Origin of the sequence: Photobacterium sanctipauli, assembly GCF_003026495.1 — a bacterium.
GTDB classification, from domain to species: Bacteria; Pseudomonadota; Gammaproteobacteria; order Enterobacterales; family Vibrionaceae; genus Photobacterium; species Photobacterium sanctipauli.
In genome coordinates this window covers 1-24,313 of record NZ_PYMA01000011.1, presented here as the reverse complement: position 1 = coordinate 24,313, position 24,313 = coordinate 1, and the positions used below count along the sequence as shown (strand labels likewise).

Below are 24,313 nucleotides of genomic sequence, written 5' to 3'. Positions count from 1 at the left end.
AACCAAGCAACAAGTGAGCACACAAGGAACGAACAATGACAGCACAACGCAAGGCCTACCGCTCTGCCATTTTACATAGCGTGGCCGACCCAAAGGATGTCGGGCTTGAAGATTCATACCAATATTTTGAAGACGGCATCATGGTAGTTGAAGATGGCCATATCGTTGATATCGGGAATGCCGATGACGTATTGGCAAGGCTGCCCCAGTCCGTTGCAATAGAGACTTTCGAGAACAAGCTGATCACCTCGGGCTTTATCGATACCCACATCCACTACCCGCAAACAGGGATGATAGCGTCTTACGGCGAGCAACTGCTCGACTGGCTGGAGAACTACACCTTTCCTGAAGAGCTGCGGTTCAAAAACCCGATTTATGCCCAGCAGGTTGCCTCACTGTTTTTAAACGAGCTGGCGAGCAACGGCACCACCACCGCCTTGGTGTTTGGCACGGTTCATAAAGAATCGGTCGACGTCTTTTTCCAAGAAGCGGAAAAGCGCAACCTGCGTATGATTGCCGGCAAGGTGCTCATGGATCGCAACGCGCCGGACTACCTGACCGATACACCCGAGTCAGGCTATGAAGAATCAAAGGCCCTGATCGAGCGTTGGCATAACCGTGGTCGCCTACTTTATGCCGTTACCCCGCGCTTTGCCCCAACCAGCACCGACGAGCAGCTGGCTACCGTGGGTAAACTGCTAAAAGAATACCCGGATGTGTATATGCACACCCATTTATCGGAAAACAAGAAAGAGATTGAATGGGTACTGGAACTCTTCCCAGAGCGGGAAAGCTACCTCGATGTCTACGATCATTTCGGCTTGCTGCACGACCGCTCGGTGTTCGCCCATGGTATCCACCTGTCGGACTGCGAGTGCCAACGGCTATCAGATACCGGATCGGCCATTGCGTTCTGCCCAACCTCGAACCTATTCCTCGGCTCTGGTTTGTTCAACCTACCGAAGATGGAAAAATTCAAGGTTAACGTCGGTATGGGTACCGATGTCGGGGCGGGTACCAGCTTCTCGATCCTACAGACCATGAGCGAAGCCTACAAAATCATGCAACTTCAGCAAGAGAAACTGCATCCGCTCAAGTCGCTGTTCCTTGCCACGCTTGGCGGAGCACGGGCACTGCGCCTCGATGACAAAATCGGCAATTTGGCCATAGGCAAAGAAGCAGATTTTGTCGTGCTTGATCTGCATGCCACCCAACTGATGCGCTTTCGGATGAAGCAAGCCAAGACCTTGGAAGAAAAGCTGTTCGTACTGATGAGCTTGGGTGATGACCGGACGGTCTGCCAAACCTATATCTTTGGTGACAAAGCCTACGATATAGCAGGCAACGACAACGCTCAAGACAACAATAACATTCACCAACTTGCTGGCTAAGCAGGAGACCCGATATGGCAAATAACAAAAATCCGCAAACCCGAGTCACCACCGTATTGCAACGCATGACCGAGCTCGTTGAGGCCGACCCACGCTTTGCCGACATGTTTGCCCCTGAGCTAAACCGCTTGCTCAATGGCGTAAAGAGTAGCGATGGCTTCGGCCTGCACGGTGAGCTCGACCCACGCGGTGATGCCCGCCTTGGTCAGTTTAGCCTCGACCATGTCGCTGGTGTCGATGACGACTGCCCGCACGGCACACCGACAACCGAAGACTGCGAACTACGTATTCAGCACGGCGTTTGCTCAGGCTGCGGCCGCCAAACCATTTACCCACGTTAAACGACTTCTGCGGAAGTCGGTGTTTACTCCTAGAAATCCTTTGAATCGTTTGTGTTGTGTTTGACATTACCCCGGTGAAAACCGGGGCTTTTTTTGTTCTGAGTCATGAAGCTAATGGAAGGGACTTTAATTTAAGTCTTCATCTGTATAATTTTAATTTATCGACAATGGCGACACATAAAACCCATGCTAAATATTTTTTCCGAAATTGAAGGCTTAGCCGGTGAAGATTTAAGCTCAGCACTACTCAACTATTTACTTTTGAACTCATTAGAAGTCAGAACGGAATTCATCTCACTGCTTTCTGATGTCTCTCCTACTGGTTACCTATCCTGTTATCGCCATTTTTCATCAACAACTGAGTACACTACATCACATAAAGCGTTTGGGAATGGGCGAATAGACTTACTGTTACAGTTAGATAACGCTGTCGTTGGAATTGAAAATAAATTTTGGGCTAGCTTTCAACAAAACCAGCCTGAAAAATACCTAGAGACCTTAAAGGAAGTCTCAATTAACCTCAAAAATATCAACAATAGCGAAGTCCACCCCTTACTCTTCATCCTTTGCCCTGCAAGCCGAGCAGTAGAAGCTAGGGGTAAAGCCAAACAATTAGAAAATGTCAGAGTCATCACATGGCAGAAGCTCATCTCAGCCTTTAAGGAAATAGACACCTTATCTAACCCGTTAGTTGATATGGTACTTCGAGAGTTTATTCGCTATATCGATGCTCAATTTAGCTTTTTAGCCGATTACAGAAAAAAGCATCCTCATTTTAGAAGTAACTTCCCTGATAAAGGCTCAACACTACAATACGAACTGTTGGCGAAAATTTGGAACTTTTTCCCAAACCCAAATAGCCGGGTCGGTTGTAGTAACGAATAGATGGGTTACTACTTCTATCCCAAAGAGGCTTCAAGCGAATACGCATGGTTTGGCTTTGTCCCTCAGCATGTTATTGCCAAAGAGCATCAAAGTGATCGAGCAGCTGAGCTGATCATCGTTACTAAATCTAAACCGTCTAATTCCCACCAACCAAATGGTATCGAGGAAATTAAACTCACCTCTTCCAGTTATAGAAACTACCCCTTCGCATGGCGGGTCAACTTTGAATCTAGTTGGGATAATGTTGAAAAATGGAATGAACAGATCTCATTTTTCTGGGAACCTGAATCTGAGCTGGAAGAGTAGTACCGCGTAAGTTTTCAATAACGATATCTCAATACACGTTTAACTGGTTGTAAGGTTATTTATCAACCACGCCTTCGGTGCCAGCCCAGTTTTGTTGCGAAACGCCCGGGTAAAGCCGGAGGTGTTGCTATACCCCACCTCACTCGCCACTTGGCTAATGGGCAAGCCTTTTTTAAGCAAGCTCTGGGCAATGTTCATCTTCCAACCAAGTATATAATCGCCGGGCGGCACACCCAGCACCTGGCGGAATGTCTCGATAAAGGTCGTGCGCGACATCGCCGCTTGGTGGGCCAGCTCGGAAATGGACAATGAGCGCTCTGGGTGCTGATGAATCGCCTGCACCACTGGCGCCAGCTTCTTATGGCTAAGCCCGGCTAGCATCCCCTTGGCAACCACCTCTTGGGACACCAACTCCCTGAGCAACATCACTATCAACACCTCGGTTAACCGGTCCATGACCAAGGTTCGCCCGTGGCGGGCATCGTGCACTTCTTCGAACAAGCTGCTGACGACACCCGTCAGGCCCGGGCAACGTGCCAGCGGTAGCAAAACCACCTCGGGTAAGGTATCGGCAATAGGGTTGTGCTGGCCCGCCCCATAGCTTATCTCGGCGCACACCAGTTCAACCTTCTCCCCCTGCTCTGCCGATAGCCTATGGTTCGTCGGCTTCGGAAACAAAACGACGCTGGGCTCTGATAGCGTCAGTTTCTGGCTACCCTTATAGACGACAAGGGTGCCTTGCTTAAGCAAATGCAAATGCCCCACTGTGTTTTGCTGGCTATCAAAACTCGATACGCCGCAAAGTTGCCCGGCATAGAAAACCCCAGCAGAAACAGAAAAACGGCTTAATACTTCAGAGAGCGGATCCATGCTGCAACCTCGTACGATTGGTATATAAAAGCGGATTATCATATCGATAACGTTCAATATTTCCCGCTAAATTATAGTCATTCCCAACCGGTAATTCGAAAACGGAGAACCACCATGACAACCTTGATGAACTACCTTCGCCTGATGGCAGCCACTGTAATATTGGGCTTTTCAGCATCCGTGCTCAGCGCTGATATCGATGTCAGTGCTGACAATAATGACCTAGCGATTAAAGGCTATGATCCCGTTGCCTACTTTACAGACGGTAAAGCCGTTCAGGGTGATAAGGCATTTACCGCCGTACATAAAAATGCCATTTACCAGTTTAGCAATGCCGCTAATCGTGATGCGTTTAAGGCTGATCCTGAAAAGTATGCACCACAATATGGCGGCTATTGCGCCTTTGGTGTGGCCATGGGGAAAAAGTTTGAAACTGATCCCAACGCATGGAAAGTGGTCGATAACAAACTGTATTTAAACCTCGATGCAAGCGTGCAGAAACGCTGGCTGGAAGATGTTCCGGGTTATATTGAAACAGCTGATACTAATTGGGTAAACATTAAGTCTGTCGCCGCAGATAAATTATAATTTATTCCTCGCCCACTTCGCTCCGGCAACATTGCCGGAGCGCTTTTATTCAATATATAAAACATACTTATTATCGCCCCCCTTATTAGCCGAATAAAACCATCACTACCTACAGATAAGTATCTGGAGTATTGATGCTTATCTCACTTGTTGCAGCAGCTGTTCATAAAATGCCTGAGCCGCGGGCCCTGTTTTCACCCCCTTGGGTAACGTTAGGTGCAAGGGCACTTGGTAATATTGCGACTGCTCAATATTCAATGTCGCGAGTTTGCCACTGGCTCGACGCTTCACTAAATGTGCAGGCAAGCGACAAAACCCAACCCCAGCCTCAACCGCTTGGAAAGCATGGTCGAAATTATCGACTGTAATGCGCTGGCTAGATTTCAGCCACCCTACATCTTGCTTTATAGCCTCATGACCCAAATCACGAATAACAACCTGGGTAACGGATGCCAATTGAGACAAGCTAACTGATGGGACCATAGCCAAAGGATGATCATTCGCCACCACAGGCAGCATAGCCGTTACACCGAATGCTTCTGCCGGGTAGTTGGTTATCGGCAAGGTAATGATGGCGATATCTGCTTGCTCGCTGGTAACCATTTCGGTGGTTTTCGACAGTGATGTTTCTATGACTTGGATAGATGTCGTATTGTTTTGTGCCAAGTATTTCGCCATCGGCTGGTACAAACTTTGCGGATCACAGAGGTGATCCATCGCCACGGTGATTTCGGATTCGAAGCCTTGGGCCAGCTGGCCGCTCATCACCTCCAATTCCCGCGCTTGCTCTAGCATACTGCCTGCCCGGCGTAGCAAGGCATGGCCCGCTTCCGTTAGCACCGCCTTCCTTCCTTGGACGGTGAGTAAAGAAACGTCCAACTGCGCCTCCAGCTTCTTCACGGCATAAATCAAGGTGGTATGGCTTTTATTCAGCACTGCCGCCGCCGCTTGAATACTGCCAGCCCGGTTTATCTCATACAGCGTCTGCCATTGGTCAAGGGTGGTTTTTAATTTCATTGGTCTATTTTTTCCACAGTTAACGGCAATATTATGAACTTTATTGTTCAAATTTTATATTCAAGAATAACACCTATAGCAACTGGACACCGCTAGCAAGCGGCAGGTTTTCAATTCGACGCGGAGAAATAACAATGGCGAAATTACTGCAAGTAGACTTTGACTATTCAGGACCATTTGGCGAAGAAATGGCTGGTGCCTTGGCAGGCCTTGCAACTTCTATCAATCAAGAGCCGGGGCTGATCTGGAAAATCTGGACAGAAAGCGAGAAAGACAAACTCGGTGGCGGGGTTTACTTATTTGAAGATGAAGCAAGTGCCCAAGCGTATTTGACGATGCATACCGCTCGCCTGCAACAGATGGGCGTGGCCGAAGTACGTGGCTGTATTTTTGATGTCAATGAAACACTCAGCGCAATCAACAATGCACCATTGGCCGCCGCCAATAACCACTGAGTAACCCCCTAAGTAAAAACCAAAATTGCACCGAAGGAATACAGTAATATGAGCAATAAAACTTTCCTTAGCCTCCATGGCGGTATCTATTTACTTTTCGCCTTGGCACTATTCTTTGTGCCAAGCCTAATGTGGCCAATGTATGGTGTTGAAATCAATGACCAATACGCCTATTTCCTGTCGCAGCATACAACCATTTTTCTTGGGGGGATTGCGGCTATCAGCCTAATGCTAAAGGATATTGAACCAGGCCCAGTCGCCAAGAAGCTGATCACAGCACTGCTTATTACCAACTTACTTGGTGCCGTTATCACCGTTTATGCTGGGATAACCGGGATATTTACCGGGTTTGGCTGGAGCGATCCCGCCTTTTTCACCCTGCTTTCGTTCTTAACGTACCGCCAACTCGCGCAGCAGTAGCAATTTAAATAGCAACAAGCGCAAGCATTAACACTAAGCTGAACACAAAGAAAACCCCAGCCACATTGGTGGCTGGGGTGCATTAACTTGATGCAATAGAGATTGTTACAACGGATAAAACGCTTTCTTACTGAATGATGGCACCTTGCTCGACCCAATCACCGATAAGCTGGCGCTCCTCGTCGGTCATCTGAGTCAGGTTACCCAAAGGCATGACCTTGGTTTGCACGGACTGGGCCATGATCCTCGGTACATTCACCTTAATTTCTTCAGCGGTATCTAGCACCACACCACTCGGTGCGGTTTGGAACGCAGGGTGAGTCGGTGTTGCTGAGTGGCACACACTACAGCGCTCCTGAATCACTGAGTTCACTTGGGCAAACGGAATCCCGCTATGCCCATCGGCCACTGCGGTAACTTCATTGCCTGCGGTTTCATCACTACCAGTAGCAGGTGCCGTTGCCTCAACCGGTGCCTTCACTGTCGCTGGGGCTGAGCTACGGTTCATATTTGGCGAAGTCACAAATGCCAATGTCACCATACCCAAAGCCGCAACCGGCACAGTCCAAGCAAACTTCTGGCTACCGTGGCGAGTATTAAAGTAATGGCGAACCAAAATACTGAACACGGCCAAACCTGCCAAAATCAACCAGTTATACTGCGAGCCATAGGTGCTCGGGAAGTGGTTACTGATCATAATGAACAGCACTGGCAGTGTTAGGTAGTTGTTATGACGAGAACGTAGCAAACCCTTTGCTGGTAGCGTCGGATCTGGCTCGCGCTTCTCTTCAATGGCTTTCACCAGGTTACGCTGAGCAGGCATGATCACTCTAAATACATTGCCCACCATGATAGTACCGATAATCGCACCGACATGGATGTAAGCACCGCGTCCGCTGAACACTTGGGTTAAGCCATACGCTGCACCCACCAAGGCCAAGAACAGGATGATACCGAGTAACACCGGGGTCTTGCCCAATGGCGAATTACACAGCAAGTCATAAATAAACCAGCCAGCGATAAGAGAGCCAACACCCAAAGCAATGGCCGTGGTTGAATCTAAACCAGAGCCTGGTGCTATCAGGTAAATCTCAGCATTGAGGTAATACACTACCGCAAGCAATGCCACACCGGTGATCCAGGTGAAATAAGCTTCCCACTTGAACCAATGCAAGTGCTCAGGCATTTCCGGCGGCGCAAGCTTGTACTTCTCTAGGTGGTAGATACCGCCACCGTGAATGGCCCACAAGTCACCCGACAAGCCTGTTTTTGGATTGACCCTGTTTAAATTGTTTTCCAACCAAACAAAATAAAATGACGCACCGATCCATGCAATCCCCACAATCATGTGAACCCAGCGTATTGCCAAGTTCAACCATTCAGTCATATGTGGATCCATAACTCACTCCTTTCTATGGCATCTTGATTGCTCCCAGGCTTATCAAGATGCGGTTGATACGATACGCTGATCCTCCTGCTGCGCTAGGCTGTCTAAGGCTAACTCTACGTTAATATCATCACTGAAAAACACTTCATCACAGTTGTTGCCAGGGCCAGCCCTATCAACAATCAGAAACTGATCACTGTCAGTCAATGCCAGCACAGGATGATGCCAGACGCCTTTGTGGTAATTCACACCCTGTCGGCCATTGCTGAGAAAAGCCCGCAACTTGCTCGGATCAGGGGTGTCACCTTTAGGGGCAACAAGGATCAGGTAAGGGTTACCAAGAAGCGGAATGAAAGCCTGCGAGCCCAATGGATGGCGCTCCATCATTTTGATGGGTAGCGGGTACTCAAGCGGCGTAGCCTGAAAGATACTGATAATCGGCTCACCACCGCCTTCAGTAACATCTACATCCGCCATCCTGTGGTAACGACGGGTCGACCCGTTGTTAATCATAAAATATTCACTCACCTCTTTATCAATCACATCCCCAAACGGCGCAAATGCTTCGCGGGTCAATGGCTCGATGGTAAGTTGGCGGGCTGGTAGGTTCATTCCAATTTCCTTCTTGGCTATGGTTACAGAATCTCACTTAGCGCATTGCCTTAGAGATCGGCACGCTGCTGCTCACATACAGTGCACTGCCCATAACCTGACTATTTGTTAATCCATTAATAAAGTTAAGTTTGTAACGTTGCATCAACGTTGGCCGTGATAGTCGCCACCCTTCTATGACTTACATATCTCGGAGACGGAATAATGCGATCTTATTGATCTCATTAACCGCCGTTTCAAACTCAGTTTCCTTGTCATTACCTAATCGCACCTCGAAGGACTCAAGAATTTGATAACGATTGGCCCCTTTCACTGCCATGATGAACGGGAAATTGAAACGTTGCTTGTAGCTATTGTTAAAATCGGTGAAGCGTGCAAACTCGTCGGCGGAGCATTTATCAATACCTGCTCCCGCCTGCTCGGAGGTTGACGCCGCGGTTAGCTCACCATTGACTGCTGCCTTACCTGCAAGATCAGGGTGGGCATTAATCAGGTCTAGCTGTTGTTCTTTACTAGCAGAAAGCAAGATTGCTGCCATTTTTTGATGCAATCGCTCAATCTGATTATCTTCAGGCTCAAGCCCTGCATCGAATACGGCTTCTGCGACCCAAGGGCTGTGTTCGTACACATCGGCAAATTGGCTGACGAAAGCGTCGCGTGACAGGCTAGTCGGCTCACAAGTTTGAAAATTCGCCATCTTAATATTCCTTCATGCTTGGGTGCGGGTGGTGTTCATGCCAATGCTTGGCAATATCGATGCGACGGCATAGCCATACGTCATCGTGCTGTTTTACATATTCCAAGAAGCGCTTCAGCGAGGCAATACGGCCCGGCTTACCAATCAGGCGGCAGTGCAGCCCCACCGACATCATCTTAGGTGCGGTCTCGCCTTCTTCGTAAAGCGTATCGAACGTGTCTTTCAAGTACTGGAAGAATTGCTCGCCCGAGTTAAAGCCCTGCGCGGTGGCAAAGCGCATATCGTTTACGTCCAGCGTATAGGGGATCACCAGCTGCGGCTTGTCACCCTCTTCGTGCCAGTACGGTAGATCGTCATCGTAGGCATCCGAGTCATAAAGGAAGCCGCCTTCCTCCGCCACCAGCTGGCGGGTGTTCGGACCGGTACGGCCGGTATACCAGCCTAGTGGACGCTCACCGGTGATCTTGGTGATGATTTCAATGGCTTTCATCATGTGATCGCGTTCTTCGGAGCGGTCCATATATTGATAGTCGATCCAGCGATAACCATGACTACAAATTTCGTGTTTGGCTTCAACCATCGCCTTGGCAACATCTGGGTGACGTTCTAATGCCATGGCAACGGCAAAAATCGTTAATGGAATATCGTATTTTTCGAATAGACGTAGCAAGCGCCATACGCCGGCACGGCTACCGTATTCGTAAATCGACTCCATGCTCATATGGCGTACACCCTCAAGCGGCTGCGCACCCGGCATTTCAGAAAGGAAGGCTTCAGATTCTTTGTCCCCATGCAACACACATCGCTCGCCGCCTTCTTCGTAGTTCAACACAAAAGAAACGGCAACACGGGCATTTCCCGGCCATTGTGGGTGTGGTGGCTTTGCTCCATAGCCGATGAGGTTACGTGGGTAATCGCTACTCATTGAAGACTCCTTCATCCAAACGACGATCTAAGTAGATTCAAACTGCGCTCACATGTGTATTGACTACGCTGTGACGCTCTTTTAATTAAGTTGTACCATAAATTGTATACAATCCAAATTAAAAATGTAAATTTTTTGTTTAAATTTTTCTCAACTCGATTACACAAGGCTTAAAGCCAGTATTTACAATGGATAAGAGAGAAGGTAACACACTCGTTTTCTATAAAACAGATATCCCGCGCAACATATTTGCAACAACCAACTTTACATCCCGGCTAGGTTGTGTACATAGTTATGTAGGATAGAAAAACAATTTGTGTACGAACGATACCTGTAAATTTGAAGTGCTGAATAAGGAGAGCGCAGTCGCGCAAATATATATGGGACGATTAACAACACACGTGCTAGACACGGCCAATGGCCTACCAGGGGCAGAAATCCCCGTTGAGTTGTACAAGCTAGAAGGCAATCAGGCAGAGCTACTTTGTACTGTCTATACCAATGCCGATGGCCGTACTGACAAACCACTTCTTGCAGATGAAGCGTTTAAATCAGGAAAATACCAACTGATTTTCCATACTGCCGACTATTTCAGACAGCAAGGCGTGACACTTTCCGAGCAACCTTTCCTTGATGATGTCGTGATCCGTTTCGGTATTAACGATACCGACGAGCATTATCATGTGCCTCTACTCGTATCTCCCTTCAGTTTCTCGACTTATCGCGGAAGCTAACCCACCCCATACCGAATAAGCCCTGTGACGCACCGTCATTGCGACCTGACAAACACAGGTCATGGCTTACTGCGGCCTCAGCTAAGGGATATATCAATAAAGGAGCCCGACTAAAGCCACGGACACAAGGGAAACACCGAACAAACAGTGGATACACCCTATATAAAAAGACAATTACAACGATTCACTGTGTACCAGATTAAATGAATTCAAACACATAAAACACAAACGATAACGACAATAAATGAATTCAACCTAACAAGGTAAGAGGAACTTTTCATGAGTGACATGAAAGTAGAAGTGCTCGAAAAGGAAGCGGGATCAACATCCTTACTTGATCGTTTTTTTCAGCTGAAGGAACACGGCACCAACATCAAAAACGAAGTCATTGGTGGCGTCACTACCTTTGCAACCATGGCGTATATTATTTTCGTCAACCCTAACATTATGGCCGCTTCGGGAATGGATCCCGGTGCGGTGTTCGTAGCCACCTGTATCGGTGCCGCACTGGGTACTTTGCTCATGGGCTTGTTTGCCAACTGGCCTGTTGGCTTGGCACCGGGGATGGGGCTCAACGCCTTCTTCGCCTTCACCGTTGTTGGCGAAATGGGATACAACTGGGAGGTGGCACTCGGGGCCGTCTTCATTTCCGGCCTGTTGTTTGTCGCGATGAGCTTTTACAAGGTCAGAGAATGGATCATCGAGAGTATTCCCGAAAGCCTCCGCTTCGCCATGACAGCGGGTGTCGGCTTATTCCTCGGGCTTATCGGCCTTAAAACAGCGGGTATCGTCGTCGAAAACCCAGCCACTTTGGTTTCATTAGGTGACTTCACCCAACCCCACGCCCTATTGGCTGCCATCTGTTTCTTGACCATTGCCGTTTTAAGCGAGCGCAAAGTGTTTGGCGCGGTACTGATTGGCATCATCAGCGTTACCCTGATTGGTCTGATGTTGGGTCTGGTTGAATACAATGGCGTGTTCTCGGCACCACCAAGTATTGCACCAACATTGTTCGCAATGGACATCACTGGTGCACTCAATCTATCCATGGTCAGCGTGATCCTTGCTTTCTTGTTCGTCAATATGTTCGACACCGCGGGCACATTGATGGGGGTTGCCGAACGTGCCAACCTTGTGAACAAAGACACAGGCAAAATCAAAGGCCTGAGCAAAGCACTGAAAGCAGACAGTGTTGCCAGTGTTGCCGGCGCTTGCGTGGGCTGTCCACCTGTTACCAGTTATGTTGAGAGTGCCTCAGGCGTAGCAGCTGGCGGACGTACCGGGTTATCGGCTGTCGTGATCGCCCTACTGTTTGTGGCCGCGATTTTCCTTTCTCCATTAGCTGGCATGATCCCTGCTTATGCTACTTCAGGTGCACTGATTTACGTTGCCTTCGTCATGATGGGCAGCATGCAACATGTTAATTGGAAAGACTTTACCGATGCAGCGCCTGCAGCCATCACCGCTTTGATGATGCCGCTAACCTTTTCAATCGCTAACGGTATCGCGCTTGGTTTCATTACCTACACCGTACTGAAGCTGGCCACAGGCAAAACCAAAGATGTGTCTATCAGCATGTACATTTTGACGGCTATTTTCGTCGCCAAGCTTGTGTACATCGGTTAAATCAGTTTCTCCCGTTAGTCGCTACTATCCAGTGTTTAATTTACAGCGGCTAACGGGGTTTGCTCCACCTTTAACACACACTAAACCTACGCAGTTTGTAGAAGTTAAATTCCTTTACACCAAATACATACAAATAGAGGAACCCCAATGAAACTTCTCTACACCCTTAATGAACGGCCGCCGCATGGTCTTTCACTTTTACTCGCGCTACAACATATGCTTGCATCGATCGGTGGTATCGTTGCCGTCCCGCTGATTGTCGGCAGCTCGATCGGCCTCCCTACCGAAGAAATCGTCACCCTGATCAACGCCGCCCTACTGGCTTCCGGTATTGTCACCATAGCCCAGTGCCTCGGCTTCGGCCCTGTCGGTATCCGGCTGCCGGTAGTGATGGGTTCCAGTTTTGCCTTTCTCGGTGTCGGGATATCCATCGGTAACGAAGGCGGGGTCAGTAGCATCATGGGGGCAGCCCTGGTTGGCTCATTCTTTGTTATCGCCTGTAGCTTTTTCATGGATAAAATCCGCAAGCTCTTTCCCACCATTGTCAGCGGCGTTGTCGTCACCCTTATTGGCCTGACCATCCTGCCGGTTGCCATGAACTGGGTGGGTGACTCCCCTGCGGTAAGTGAAGAATTTGCCACGCTACCTAAACTCTTTTTAGCCCTCGTTTCGCTTGGCATTGTCATCGCGGTATCGGTTTACTGTAAAGGCGCAGTCGCCGCTTCGGCTATTGTTATCGGCCTGGCTGGCGGCTACTTGGTTGCCCTTTCACTGGGTATGGTTGACCTAGAGCAGATCAACAAGGCGGAATGGTTTAGCGGCCCTGAGCCATTTAAATACGGCTTCACCTTCTCGGCTGGTGCCATCATCAGTATGAGCTTGGTGTATATCGTGGTGGTTGCCGAAGCCACGGGTGACTTCATGGCGCTGGGCAACAACTGTCAAACCAAAGTCTCAGGCGAAGATTTGAAACGCGGCTTACTGGGCGACGGTATTGGTAGTACCTTGGCTGCCTGCCTAACAGCAATGCCATTGGCCTCATTCAGCCAGAACGTAGGTATTGTAGGGATCACAGGCGTAGCCAGCCGTTTCGTCGTTGCCGGAACAGGTGCACTTCTGATCATCGGTGGCTTGTTCCCGAAACTGGCGGCACTGGCGGTCACCATTCCTAAGCCCGTACTGGGCGGTGTCGGTTTCGTGATGTTCGGTATGATTGCTTATGCAGGTATCCGTATGTTGGTAAAAGCCGCTGATACTAAACGTAATGCACTAGTTATCTGTGTTGGTCTTGCCTCTGGCCTTGCGGTGACATTCGAGCCTCGCCTTATCCAGCACTTACCGCATGACATTGCCAACTTCCTTCATTCTGGGATCACAACCGGTACCATCGTAACAGCGCTGCTTCACCAAATCTTGCCGAAGTCTACGGCTAAAGAAATCGAAGAAGCCAGGGCACAAGAGCAGATGATGCACGACGAGTCAGAAGAAATCGGCCAAGAGCCACAAAACAATGAGGAAGGGGTACTTCAAACACAGCAAGAGCGTTAATATAACCTTGTTTCATAATATTGGATAACTCGATTTCAAAGTATTAAGAAACTCTGTTTCATAATGGGTAGCCCGTAAAGCCTGGCTACCTGATTATTCACTAAAGGCATGATGCCACTTCAAAAAAGACCCTCTTCCCTGAAAAGGCTGAGATGGCTAAGGATTATTATGAATGGAAACCCTATGGCTTAAAAACCCATTAGCAATTTACACCGGCACCACCCCAAATGCCGCTGGCGGCGTAGTGGTTCAAGGCAACAAGGTAGTAGAGTTGGTCGCAGCAGGCCAAACACCACAGCACTCGATTGATGCCGTCATTGATGCAAGCCAACATGTGGTCACCCCCGGCTTAATCAACGCCCACCACCACTTCTACCAAACCCTCACCCGCGCCTACCCTGATGCGCTCAATAAAGAGCTATTCAATTGGCTACAGAGCCTATACCCGGTTTGGGCGGGACTCGATGAAGAAATGATGAGCGTGGCCACCGAGCTGGCCTTGGTGGAAATGATGATGTCAGGCTGTACCACCGCCTCGGATCACCATTACCTGATCCCGACCGGGTTAGAGCACGCCATCGACTTGCAAGTAGAAGCCGCCCAAAAGTTAGGGATTCGGGCTATTTTCACCCGAGGCTCGATGAGCTTGGGCGAAGATGACGGCGGGCTGCCGCCACGCCACACCATTCAAACCGAAGATGCCATCGTCGACGATAGCCTGCGCTTGATCCGCAGCTACCACCAGCGCGACGAAGGGGCAATGACCCAAATCGCCCTTGCCCCCTGCTCGCCCTTCTCGGTCACTACCGAGTTGATGAAGGAAACCGCCTATATCGCCAAGCAAGAAGATGTCATGATGCACACCCACCTGTGCGAAACCATCGACGAGGAAGACTTCTGCCTTGAGCGCTTTGGCTACCGCCCTGTCGATTACCTTGAGGAAGTCGGTTGGCTTAACCACCGTACTTGGCTTGCCCACGGTATTCATTTCAACGATGAAGAAGTCCAACGCTTGGGCAAGGCTAAAATCGGGATCAGCCACTGCCCTACATCCAACATGATGCTGGCCTCGGGGATCTGCCGTAACAACGAACTGGAAGCCGCTGGCGTCAAAGTTGGCCTGGGTGTGGATGGCTCAGCCTCCAATGACGGCTCGAACATGATTGCCGAAGTGAGAATGGCGATGTACCTCCAGCGTCTTCGTTATGGCTCGGCGAATGTCAGCCACTTCGATGCCCTACGCTGGGCAACGGATGGTTCTGCCCAAGCAATGGGCCGGAATGATATCGGTACATTGGCCATCGGCAAGCAGGCCGATATTGCGATGTTCAAGCTTGATGATATTCGCTTCTCCGGCTCGCACGATCCGCTGGCAGCACTGCTGCTATGTGGGGCGCAGCAGGCCGATAGAGTGATGGTTAACGGCCAGTGGCGCGTCCACGACGGCCAGGTGATTGGCGTTGATCTCGGGCAACTCTTGAGCCGCCACCGCAAAGCCGCCATGCGCTTGGCTGAAAAGGCGCAGGCATTAAGGTAGCGATTCTCGTAATACTTTGAGAAATCATGAACAACAAAGCCGACAAATTGGCGGTTTTGTTATTTGGCACTGCTATATTTAGCCTGCGACTTAAACGCTTTTGTGCTGCAGCTGACAACCATTGATGACAAATTGGGTCAAGAACGCTGCGGCTTCCTCGAAGTCGTTTTCATCCAGTTTATCTTTGTCCATCACATTGCAGATCTGCCAGCTGAAATCGGCATAGGTTTGGGTAGCGGCCCAAATGGTGAACATCAGGTGGTGGGGGGGCAATGCCGCCATCACGCCTTGCTGTGACCATTGGCTGAATTTACCAATAATCATCTGCGATTGCTTGAGCAGCTCAGCGGCGATATCTTCCGGCAAGTAGTTGGCCCCCGACATCACTTCATTGGCAAAGACCTTTGAGGCAAAGGGGTGATCGCGGGAAATCCTCAATTTGGCTTTGATATACTCGGTCAGGGCTTCTGCCGGATCATCCAGCTGTTCGATAGGTTGCGAGGCTTCGAGCAATGGTTGCGTAACGCTCTCCAATACCGCGCGGTATAGGTTGTCTTTGGCACTGAAGTAATAAAAGACATTCGGCTTGGGGATATCTGCGGCCCTCGCGATATCCACCATCTTGGTCGCCGCATAGCCTTGCTCGGCAAACAAGCGGCATGCCACTTCAATAATGCGGTCTTGGTTCTTCTGTCGGATCCGTGACATGACCATTCTCCCTGCTGGAAATAGATACCCAGAAATGCTCGGTACACTCCATGGTAGTCGATATTTTTTAACGGTTAAAGCGCTGAAAAAGCGTAAAGAATAGGGACACGCTAAGTTGTGACAACTGCCATATAAATCATGCTAACAAAGAGATAAAGCGAAGTGGAAAGGATCCCGAAGCTATACAAAAGCGCCTGTCAGGGTGAGTACCGGTCCCAAGGATATAATACCAATACTCGAACTCTTGTTGCTTCGGGAACGCGCAAGAAAGGAGACAAAAGATACGCGTTTTATTAATGTTCTTTTCCAGCTCGGCTCCCGGTGTCATACCTGGCTGATAGGAGCCTCGCTGAACTTACCAACTAAGTGAAAACTATTCGCCGCGAATAGAGTGATCTGCCAACGATTCTATCGCCTTGATTAAGGCTGAGTGATCCCACTCAGAACCGCCCTGCTCGGCACAGTTACCAAACAGCTCTTGTGCCTTTTCAGTATTCGGCAAGCTCACACCAAGTGCTTCTGCACCTGTGATAGCTAGATTCAAGTCTTTCTGGTGCAGCGCAATTTTGAAGCCAGGGTCAAACGTCCCCTTGATCATGCGCTCACCGTGTACTTCAAGGATTTTCGAGCTGGCGAAGCCACCCAATAACGCCTCGCGAACACGCGCCGGATCGGCACCGGCCTTCGAAGCAAATACCAAGGCTTCAGAAACGGCCTCAATGTTCAATGCAACAATAATTTGGTTAGCCACCTTACACGTTTGGCCTGCACCGTTATCACCCACCAGCGTAATGTTCTGGCCCATGATGTCGAACAGCGACTTGGCTTGGTCGAATTCAGCTTGGCTACCGCCCACCATGATGCTCAGGGTGCCATTAATAGCGCCGACTTCACCGCCCGAAACAGGCGCATCCAAGTACCCGGCACCGCTTTCTTTAATACGCGCGGCAAACTGCTTGGTTTCAATCGGCGAGATTGAACTCATATCAATGACCAGCTTGCCTTCAGCGCCACCGCTGGCAAGGCCGGCTTCAACCCCCTTGTCACCAAATAGCACGTCCTCAACCTGAGGGGTGTTTGGCACCATCAGGATAACCACATCCGCTTGCTCGGTGGCTGCCTGTACCGACGGGTAAGCAATACCTCCCGCATCAAGCAGCTCTTGAGGGGCCGCATTGAAGTGGGTTGAAAAGACTAGCTGGTGTCCTGCTTTTTGAAGGTTTGCCGCCATTGGGCGACCCATAATACCTGTTCCGATAAATGCAATTGTACTCATCATTCTTTCCTTAAATTAGTTGTAGTCATTCAACCAGCTAAGACCTTCAATCGTGGTCGACTTCGGCTTGTATTCACATCCCACCCAGCCCTTATAGCCAATGCTATCGAGGTGCTGTAGCACAAACGGGTAGTTAATCTCTCCAGTGCCCGGCTCATGGCGACCCGGGTTGTCTGCCAATTGGACGTGACGAATTTGGGCGAGGTTATTACTAAGCGTTTGCGCCAAATCGCCTTCCATGATCTGCATGTGGTAGATATCGTATTGCACTTGGATATTACGGCTACCTACCTGCTCAATAATGGCCAGCGCTTGCTGGGTATTGGTAAGGAAGAAGCCAGGAATATCCCGGGTGTTAATCGCTTCAATGATTAGCTTGATCCCTGCTTTTTCAAGCTCACCCGCGGCATAACGAAGGTTGCTAACAAACGTGGCTTCTGCCTGCTCGGTACTCACCCCTTCAGGTACAATCCCCGCCAGGCAGTTCAACTGATCACATTCAAGTGCCTTGGCATATTGGATGGCCATTGCCACACCCGATTTAAATTCTTCGGTGCGGGAAGGGTCGACAGCAATCCCTCTATCACCCTGTTCCCAATCACCCGCAGGCAGGTTAAACAGCACTTGTTTCAGGCCGTTTTGCTCTAGCTTTTGTTTTAGTGCTTGTTGCTCAAAGGCATAAGGAAAAAGGTACTCCACCCCTTGAAAGCCCGCCTTTGCAGCGGCTTCAAAACGGTCGAGAAAGTCAAACTCGTTAAACAGCATGGATAAGTTAGCAGCAAACTTTGGCATTGTTATATCCCTTTATCTATCTTGCCCAGCAGCGGTTTCCCGCTGCTTATACCAATCTGAATCAGTAAAAAATCTCTGTATTACTGGTTGAACGTGATTGCCGTCGGTGCGTCATCAACACCTTCCGCCAGTGCTTCGAACTCGTTCACACCGTTGATCTCGACACCCATCGCAATATTGGTCACACGCTCTAGGATCAGCTCAACCACAACCGGTACCTGGTGCTTCGCCATCAAAACTTTGGCCTCTTCAAAGGCAACATCAATCTTGTCTGGATCGGTCACACGGATAGCCTTACAGCCAAGACCTTCAACTACGGTGACATGGTCAACACCATAACCTTCCAGCTCAGGGGCATTTTGGTTGTCGAACGCCAGCTGCACACAGTAATCAATATCAAACTGTCGCTGTGCCTGGCGGATCAAGCCTAGGTAAGAGTTGTTCACCACCACATGGATATACGGCAGGTTGAACTGGGCACCGACGGCTAGCTCTTCAATCATGAACTGGAAGTCGTAATCCCCAGAGATAGCAACGATTGGACGCTTCGGATCAGCAACACGGGTACCCAAGGCCGCAGGGATCGTCCAGCCTAGCGGACCGGCCTGACCACAGTTGATCCAGTGGCGCGGCTTGTAAACATGAAGGAACTGGGCAGCGGCGATCTGGGATAAGCCAATGGTGCTGACATAACAAGTGTCTTCACCAAATGCCTTGTTCATTCCTTCGTAAACACGCATCGGCTTCATTGGTACTTGATCAAAGTGCGTTTTACGCAACATGGTCGCTTTACGATGCTGACATTCGCCAACCCACTCCGAGCGGTCAGCCAGCTTGCCTGCCTGCTGCCACTCTTTTGCTACTTCAACCAGTAGCTCAAGCGCTGCTTTGGCATCAGACACGATACCTAAGTCAGGGCAGAATACGCGGCCAATCTGGGTCGGCTCGATATCAATATGAACAAACTTACGGCCTTCGGTGTACACGTCGACCGAACCGGTGTGGCGGTTAGCCCAGCGGTTACCAATCCCGAACACAAAATCGGAGCCCAGTAGCGTGGCATTACCGTAGCGATGCGCGGTTTGCAGGCCAACCATGCCCGCCATTAACTCATGGTTATCCGGGATAGAGCCCCACCCCATTAGCGTTGGGATCACAGGTACGCCGGTAATTTCCGCAAACTGCTGCAGTAGCTCTGAAGCACCGGCGTTAATCACGCCACCGCCCGAGACAATCACCGGATTGCTTGACTCGTTAAGCATGGTCAGGGCTTTTTCCACCTGCTGGCGGCTTGCTTTTGGCTTATAAGGTTCAAGCGGCTCGTAGCTATCAATATCAAATTCGATTTCTGCTAGCTGGACATCAAGCGGCAAGTCGATAAGTACCGGGCCCGGGCGACCTGAGCGCATTAGGTGGAATGCCTGCTGGAATGCACGCGGCACCTGGGCCGGTTCAAGTACCGTTGTCGCCCACTTGGTAACAGGTGCTGCAATAGATTCAATATCAACCGCTTGGAAGTCTTCCTTATGTAGACGGGCACGCGGTGCCTGGCCTGTAATACATAAAATAGGAATGGAATCAGCAGAGGCAGAGTAGAGACCGGTGATCATGTCAGTGCCTGCCGGGCCTGAAGTACCAATACACACACCGATATTATCCTGGTTAGTACGGGTATAGCCTTCGGCCATGTGCGACGCGCCTTCAACATGGCGAGCCAGGACATGATCGATGCCACCTAGCTTTTTCATTGCTGCATACATCGGGTTGATTGCCGCGCCTGGTACACCAAACGCAATATCTACCCCTTCTTTCTTTAGTACTTCTACCGCTGCTTCAATAGCTTTCATTTTTGCCATACATGACTCCAAATCACGATTGTATACAATTTACAACTTAATTGTATTCTATGCAGTAATTTGGAAAACAGGCAAGTTTCGCGCAACAGTTTTTTAACAAGCTACCGCATTTATTTACACTATTTCTTTTTTAACTCATATAAATCAGCAAATTACACACTGGTACGATGAGTCAATAAAAATTAACGCAAAAAACACTTGAAAAATAAATGTTAAATAGTCTTTGCAAGCGCGCTCGGATCACGTTATAAATAAAATAAACAAGAACATTTTGTACACAACAAATGACAATTATTGTTTCAAAGGAGACGACACAATGATTACAGACGATTTAGCGGTTGAAACACAAACACGATGTATCAATGTTATCGGCCAAACAATAGATGAAGGGTACGCCGAGCTCCTTTCTCCAGAAGCGCTTGATTTCCTCGATGCCGTCGTCGCTAAGTTCAACGCTCGCCGTAATGACCTGCTTGCACTTCGTGAACAGCGCCAACAGCGCTTTGATCAAGGTGAGCTACCTGGGTTCCGTACTGATACTCAGTCAATCCGAGACGATAAAAGCTGGTCTGTCGCTCCTATCCCTGCAGCGCTAAAAGATCGCCGTGTTGAAATTACCGGCCCAATCGAGCGTAAAATGGTTATCAACGCCCTGAACTCGGGCGCCAAAGTATTCATGTGCTGCTTTGAAGATGCCTCAGCACCAAGTTGGGAAAATATGGTTGATGGACAAATCAACCTACGCGATGCCAACAACGGCAGCATCAATTACACCGACCTAAAGAAAGGCAAGTACTACAGCCTGAACGACAACCCTGCATTGTTGATTGCGCGTCCACGTGGTATCCACTTACCTGAAGCGCATATCCAGGTTGAGGGCGAGCCAATTGCGGGTTGTTTAATGGATTTCGCACTGTATTTCTTCCACAACTACAAAACCCGCCAAGAGCAAGGCTTGGGTGTGTACTACTACATTCCAAAACTAGAATGTATGGAAGAAGCACAATGGTGGGCAGATATCTTCCATTTCACTGAAGAATATTTCAATGTCCCAACCGGCACCATCAAGGCAACAGTGCTTATCGAGACACTGCCAGCCGTATTCCAAATGGATGAAATGCTGTACGCGATGCGTGACCACATTGTGGCCATGAACTGTGGCCGCTGGGATTATATTTTCAGCTACATCAAAACACTGAAGAACCACAAAGATCGGATCCTGCCGGATCGACACGGCGTTGGTATGGATCAACCATTCCTTACTGCATACAGCCAGTTACTGGTTAAAACCTGCCACCAGCGCGGCGCATTTGCGATGGGCGGTATGTCAGCCTTTATCCCAAGCAAAGATCCGCAGGAACTGGATCAAGTACTTGCCAAGGTAACTGAAGATAAAAAGCGCGAGTCCAGCAACGGCCATGACGGTACGTGGGTTGCCCACCCGGGTCTGGTTAACACGGTAATGGAAATCTTTGATAACCACCTGGCAGACAAAGCTAACCAGTTGGACTTCAAGGGAACTGAAGAAGAAATCACGGCTGAAATGCTACTTGAGCCCTGTGATGGCGTACGCAACGAAGCCGGGGTACGTAAGAATATCCGTATCGCGCTTTATTACATCGAAGCATGGATCCAAGGCTATGGCTGCGTGCCTATCTACGGCCTAATGGAAGATGCCGCCACCGCAGAGATTTCCCGAGCGAGCATCTGGCAATGGATCCACCACGGTGTGGTACTGGATGACGGCCAAACCTTCACAGCAGAACTATTTAGAAAGTGGTTAAACGAAGAACTCGGCACAATTCAGGCCGAAGTTGGTGATGAGCGCTACGCTAACGGGCGCTTTGAAGAAACAGCTCAATTGTTTGACGAGCTTTCTACCGCCGACGAGTTTGCAGCCTTCTTGACACTTCCAAGTTACGGCTTACTAACAGAGGAAAGCCTTAACTACAAAAAAGAATAATTTACTTATCGCCAGTCATACCAACCAAGTAAGTAATTGATGACTTGCTTGGTTTGGTATTGATGTCGATAAAACAGTCAGGAGAAATGATGGTTAATTTAACACTTCAGCAAGCGCTGACTATTACACAAGGCACGTTTAGCGCAGGAAAAGCACAACAGAGTGCGCCTCTCACCGTTGCAGTATTGGACAGTGGTGGCAAGCTTATTTCACTCCAGCGACAAGACGGCTCAAGTATGATGCGACCGGATATTGCAATTGCCAAAGCGTGGGGTGCCCTCGCTCTTGGCTGTTCATCCCGACAACTGGCAAAAGATGCAGACAACCGACCCGCTTTCATTAACGCAGTTAATGTACTGGCTAATGGCAACATGGTGCCCGTTCCAGGCGGCCTACTCATAAAGGATCAAAACGATACTGTTCTAGGCGCCGTTGGTGTCAGTGGTGATCTATCGGATCTTGATGAAAAGTGCGCCCTGCAAGGCATAGACCATGCCGAGCTCTACTGTAGTGAGGAAGCCCTATAGCTTATAACAACGCCGAGCACCATTGCTAAGCGAGCGAAAATACTAACCAAGCCCAAGCATCAACCCCTGTTATCGATGCTTGGGCTTTTATTTAAACAACAAATGTAATTTAATTACACAAACACAAGCAGTGTAAACGTACATACCTAAAGAAAATTGAAAGTTTAGAACACTCTTTGTTGACATCCGTCACGTTTTGCTAAACTGCACGCATACCAACGAGGAGTAACCATTATGTCAAAGCAAACTGTTTCTGAAATCGCAACTGTATCAACTATGTTCTCTATCACTGCTGCTGCTATCCTAGCTCGCACTTTGATGTTCATCTAATATTGAACAGCTTCAACTAATTAACCTGCTTCACCCAATGCCATAACGGCATTAAACCCCAAGTAATAACGATGATCATTCCCGATCAGGGAATCACCACCATCAATCGGTTTAACCAAACTTGACGACAAACGTTAGCCACTGAAGTATCAACTTCAGGGTTTAAACGTATCCGGCACTCAGTTGGGATAAACAACCCTACTTATTTTCTCACGGTTTCGCTTCAACTACTGCCAGCAACTGATTACCATATTTCCCCACCTTACTCTCACCAAATCCTGAGATTTGGCTAAGTTGTTCAAGGGTTTCTGGGCGCGAAATTGCCACCGCTTTTAAGCTTGCATCATGGCAGATAACATAAGCCGGTACATTCTGCTCTTTAGCCAGCTCTAAACGTACTTCTTTTAACGCTTCAAATTGAGCCAAGTCAGAAGGCGATAAGTCGATCGTTGCGGTTACTTTTGAGGTTTTGCTGGCTTTCGTTTTTCTAAGCTCTCGTAATTGAACTTGTTGCTGCCCTTTGAGTATTGGTCGGCACTGGGGTGTCAGTTTTAAGCTGTTGTAATCACCTTCTACACGCAAGTAGTTCATTGCGATCAGTTGTCGAAATACACCTTTCCACTGAGTTGCAGTCAGCTCTGTACCAATACCAAAGGTCGAGACTTTATCATGGCCAAAACGCTTGATCCGCTCATCGCTTTTCCCAAGTAGTACATTAATAAGATAAGTGACACCAAAGCGCTGATCGCATCGATAGACTGTTGAGAGGGCTTTTTGTGCAGCTCGCGTACCATCCCATGTTATTGGAGGGGTTAGGCAGTTATCACAGTTGCCACAAGGCTCCGCTAAGTGCTCATTGAAATAAGCAAGGATCGTTTGGCGACGGCAAGTGACTAACTCACAATAACCCAACAAGGCATTGAGTTTTTGGATCTGCACTTGTTTGTAGGCATCATTACCTTCCGAGTTTTCCACCATTTGACGTTGCATCACCATATCTTGCATACCATAAGCCATCCAAGCATTAGCGGGCTCGCCATCTCGCCCAGCTCGACCTGTTTCTTGGTAATACGACTCCATGCTTTTTGGCAGACTTAAATGAGCAACAAAGCGAACATCTGGTTTATCAATGCCCATCCCAAAAGCGATCGTCGCCACGATAATCACGCCCTCTTCACGTAAAAATCGCTGCTGGTGTTCATTACGCTTCTCTACTGGCATGCCCGCATGATAGGCCAACGCAACTCGCCCTTTGCTTGTCAACCACTCTGCTGCCTCTTCCACTTTCTTACGGGATAAGCAATAGACCACACCGGCATCGTGAGCATGATTGGTTGAGATAAACGACCAGAGATCATTTTTTGCGTTGTTTGGCTCACTGACGTGATAGCGGATTGATCTGCTCCAGCCAGACTGGACACTTCATTAAGCGACATTTTGCTTTTCAAAGTTAACTGGGCTTAGGTACCCAAGAGCACTGTGCCTTCTCGTCTGATTATAATCAACCTCAATGTACTCAAAG

General features: G+C 49.0%; 25 protein-coding genes. 13 read left to right on the top strand and 12 right to left on the bottom strand.

Annotation, left to right across the window (positions count from 1 at the left end; genetic code table 11):
* Nucleotides 1-35: 35 nt before the first annotated feature.
* The 4 genes from guaD to C9I98_RS16540 all read left to right on the top strand — a co-directional run bounded on the left by guaD (nucleotide 36) and on the right by C9I98_RS16540 (nucleotide 2,923).
* Nucleotides 36-1,391, top strand: a complete 1,356-nt coding sequence (guaD, locus tag C9I98_RS16555; protein WP_036816897.1) for a guanine deaminase — start codon at nucleotides 36-38, stop codon at nucleotides 1,389-1,391.
* A gap of 14 nt (nucleotides 1,392-1,405) precedes the next feature.
* The gene (locus tag C9I98_RS16550) at nucleotides 1,406-1,732 is read left to right on the top strand and encodes a hypothetical protein (RefSeq protein ID WP_036816895.1); all 327 of its coding nucleotides are present in this window, start codon (nucleotides 1,406-1,408) and stop codon (nucleotides 1,730-1,732) included.
* A gap of 186 nt (nucleotides 1,733-1,918) precedes the next feature.
* Nucleotides 1,919-2,617, top strand: coding sequence for a PD-(D/E)XK nuclease family protein (locus C9I98_RS16545; protein WP_036816893.1), 699 nt, complete (start codon nucleotides 1,919-1,921; stop codon nucleotides 2,615-2,617).
* On the top strand, nucleotides 2,618-2,923 hold the full coding sequence (locus C9I98_RS16540) for a hypothetical protein (protein ID WP_036816890.1): 306 nt from the start codon (nucleotides 2,618-2,620) through the stop codon (nucleotides 2,921-2,923). It begins immediately after the preceding gene.
* 39 nt (nucleotides 2,924-2,962) lie between these two features.
* Here the strand turns inward: C9I98_RS16540 and C9I98_RS16535 are convergent, their stop codons facing one another.
* Nucleotides 2,963-3,793, bottom strand: coding sequence for an AraC family transcriptional regulator (locus tag C9I98_RS16535; protein ID WP_036816888.1), 831 nt, complete (start codon nucleotides 3,791-3,793; stop codon nucleotides 2,963-2,965).
* Nucleotides 3,794-3,907: 114 nt separating this feature from the next.
* Between C9I98_RS16535 and C9I98_RS16530 the strand changes: the two genes are divergently transcribed.
* On the top strand, nucleotides 3,908-4,381 hold the full coding sequence (locus tag C9I98_RS16530; RefSeq protein WP_107272222.1) for a YHS domain-containing (seleno)protein: 474 nt from the start codon (nucleotides 3,908-3,910) through the stop codon (nucleotides 4,379-4,381).
* Between the two features lie 138 nt (nucleotides 4,382-4,519).
* On the opposite strand, the gene C9I98_RS16525 is transcribed toward C9I98_RS16530, so the two are convergent.
* The gene (locus C9I98_RS16525) at nucleotides 4,520-5,398 is read right to left on the bottom strand and encodes a LysR family transcriptional regulator (RefSeq protein ID WP_107272221.1); all 879 of its coding nucleotides are present in this window, start codon (nucleotides 5,396-5,398) and stop codon (nucleotides 4,520-4,522) included.
* A 134-nt stretch (nucleotides 5,399-5,532) separates the two neighbouring features.
* Between C9I98_RS16525 and C9I98_RS16520 the strand changes: the two genes are divergently transcribed.
* On the top strand, nucleotides 5,533-5,853 hold the full coding sequence (locus C9I98_RS16520) for a monooxygenase (RefSeq protein WP_036831915.1): 321 nt from the start codon (nucleotides 5,533-5,535) through the stop codon (nucleotides 5,851-5,853).
* 48 nt (nucleotides 5,854-5,901) lie between these two features.
* Nucleotides 5,902-6,273: a membrane protein gene (locus tag C9I98_RS16515; RefSeq protein ID WP_036831913.1), complete on the top strand. Its 372-nt coding sequence runs from the start codon at nucleotides 5,902-5,904 to the stop codon at nucleotides 6,271-6,273.
* Between the two features lie 127 nt (nucleotides 6,274-6,400).
* Here the strand turns inward: C9I98_RS16515 and C9I98_RS16510 are convergent, their stop codons facing one another.
* From C9I98_RS16510 to puuE, 4 genes are all read right to left on the bottom strand, one after another.
* Entirely contained in the window at nucleotides 6,401-7,672 is a 1,272-nt protein-coding gene (locus C9I98_RS16510; RefSeq protein WP_036831911.1) for a urate hydroxylase PuuD, read from the bottom strand.
* Nucleotides 7,673-7,714: 42 nt separating this feature from the next.
* Nucleotides 7,715-8,272, bottom strand: a complete 558-nt coding sequence (locus tag C9I98_RS16505) for an ureidoglycolate lyase (protein WP_036831909.1) — start codon at nucleotides 8,270-8,272, stop codon at nucleotides 7,715-7,717.
* Between the two features lie 181 nt (nucleotides 8,273-8,453).
* Complete coding sequence (gene uraD, locus C9I98_RS16500; RefSeq protein ID WP_036831906.1) at nucleotides 8,454-8,969, bottom strand: 2-oxo-4-hydroxy-4-carboxy-5-ureidoimidazoline decarboxylase; 516 nt, start codon at nucleotides 8,967-8,969, stop codon at nucleotides 8,454-8,456.
* Between the two features lies 1 nt (nucleotide 8,970).
* Nucleotides 8,971-9,894 (bottom strand): allantoinase PuuE, encoded by a 924-nt coding sequence (gene puuE, locus C9I98_RS16495; RefSeq protein ID WP_036831904.1) that lies wholly within the window; start codon nucleotides 9,892-9,894, stop codon nucleotides 8,971-8,973.
* Between the two features lie 380 nt (nucleotides 9,895-10,274).
* Here puuE and uraH point away from each other — a divergent pair, with 380 nt between their 5' ends.
* From uraH to C9I98_RS16475, 4 genes are all read left to right on the top strand, one after another.
* Complete coding sequence (gene uraH, locus C9I98_RS16490) at nucleotides 10,275-10,628, top strand: hydroxyisourate hydrolase (protein ID WP_036831901.1); 354 nt, start codon at nucleotides 10,275-10,277, stop codon at nucleotides 10,626-10,628.
* A gap of 279 nt (nucleotides 10,629-10,907) precedes the next feature.
* Nucleotides 10,908-12,254, top strand: a complete 1,347-nt coding sequence (locus C9I98_RS16485) for an NCS2 family permease (protein ID WP_036831898.1) — start codon at nucleotides 10,908-10,910, stop codon at nucleotides 12,252-12,254.
* Nucleotides 12,255-12,401: 147 nt separating this feature from the next.
* Nucleotides 12,402-13,802, top strand: coding sequence for a nucleobase:cation symporter-2 family protein (locus tag C9I98_RS16480; RefSeq protein ID WP_107272220.1), 1,401 nt, complete (start codon nucleotides 12,402-12,404; stop codon nucleotides 13,800-13,802).
* A gap of 172 nt (nucleotides 13,803-13,974) precedes the next feature.
* A complete protein-coding gene (locus tag C9I98_RS16475; RefSeq protein ID WP_036820206.1) occupies nucleotides 13,975-15,339 on the top strand; it encodes an 8-oxoguanine deaminase in 1,365 nt (454 codons plus the stop codon).
* 90 nt (nucleotides 15,340-15,429) lie between these two features.
* On the opposite strand, the gene C9I98_RS16470 is transcribed toward C9I98_RS16475, so the two are convergent.
* The 4 genes from C9I98_RS16470 to gcl form a co-directional block, all read right to left on the bottom strand.
* Entirely contained in the window at nucleotides 15,430-16,047 is a 618-nt protein-coding gene (locus C9I98_RS16470; protein WP_036820208.1) for a TetR/AcrR family transcriptional regulator, read from the bottom strand.
* Nucleotides 16,048-16,420: 373 nt separating this feature from the next.
* Entirely contained in the window at nucleotides 16,421-17,323 is a 903-nt protein-coding gene (locus tag C9I98_RS16465; RefSeq protein WP_036820210.1) for a 2-hydroxy-3-oxopropionate reductase, read from the bottom strand.
* 15 nt (nucleotides 17,324-17,338) lie between these two features.
* Entirely contained in the window at nucleotides 17,339-18,115 is a 777-nt protein-coding gene (gene hyi / locus C9I98_RS16460) for a hydroxypyruvate isomerase (RefSeq protein WP_036820213.1), read from the bottom strand.
* 80 nt (nucleotides 18,116-18,195) lie between these two features.
* Nucleotides 18,196-19,971 carry a glyoxylate carboligase gene (gene gcl / locus C9I98_RS16455; RefSeq protein ID WP_107272219.1) on the bottom strand — a complete coding sequence of 592 codons (1,776 nt, stop codon included), beginning with the start codon at nucleotides 19,969-19,971 and terminating at the stop codon, nucleotides 18,196-18,198.
* A 316-nt stretch (nucleotides 19,972-20,287) separates the two neighbouring features.
* On the opposite strand from gcl, the gene aceB reads away from it, so the two are divergent.
* Nucleotides 20,288-21,934: a malate synthase A gene (gene aceB, locus C9I98_RS16450; RefSeq protein WP_036820312.1), complete on the top strand. Its 1,647-nt coding sequence runs from the start codon at nucleotides 20,288-20,290 to the stop codon at nucleotides 21,932-21,934.
* An 89-nt stretch (nucleotides 21,935-22,023) separates the two neighbouring features.
* On the top strand, nucleotides 22,024-22,461 hold the full coding sequence (locus tag C9I98_RS16445) for a GlcG/HbpS family heme-binding protein (protein ID WP_036820310.1): 438 nt from the start codon (nucleotides 22,024-22,026) through the stop codon (nucleotides 22,459-22,461).
* Between the two features lie 540 nt (nucleotides 22,462-23,001).
* Here the strand turns inward: C9I98_RS16445 and C9I98_RS16440 are convergent.
* Both C9I98_RS16440 and C9I98_RS16435 read right to left on the bottom strand, forming a co-directional pair.
* On the bottom strand, nucleotides 23,002-24,186 hold the full coding sequence (locus tag C9I98_RS16440) for a RecQ family ATP-dependent DNA helicase (RefSeq protein ID WP_152557115.1): 1,185 nt from the start codon (nucleotides 24,184-24,186) through the stop codon (nucleotides 23,002-23,004).
* A 30-nt stretch (nucleotides 24,187-24,216) separates the two neighbouring features.
* Nucleotides 24,217-24,313, bottom strand: a 97-nt coding sequence (locus C9I98_RS16435) for an IS3 family transposase (RefSeq protein ID WP_146153873.1), incomplete at its 5' end; no start/stop codon positions are given.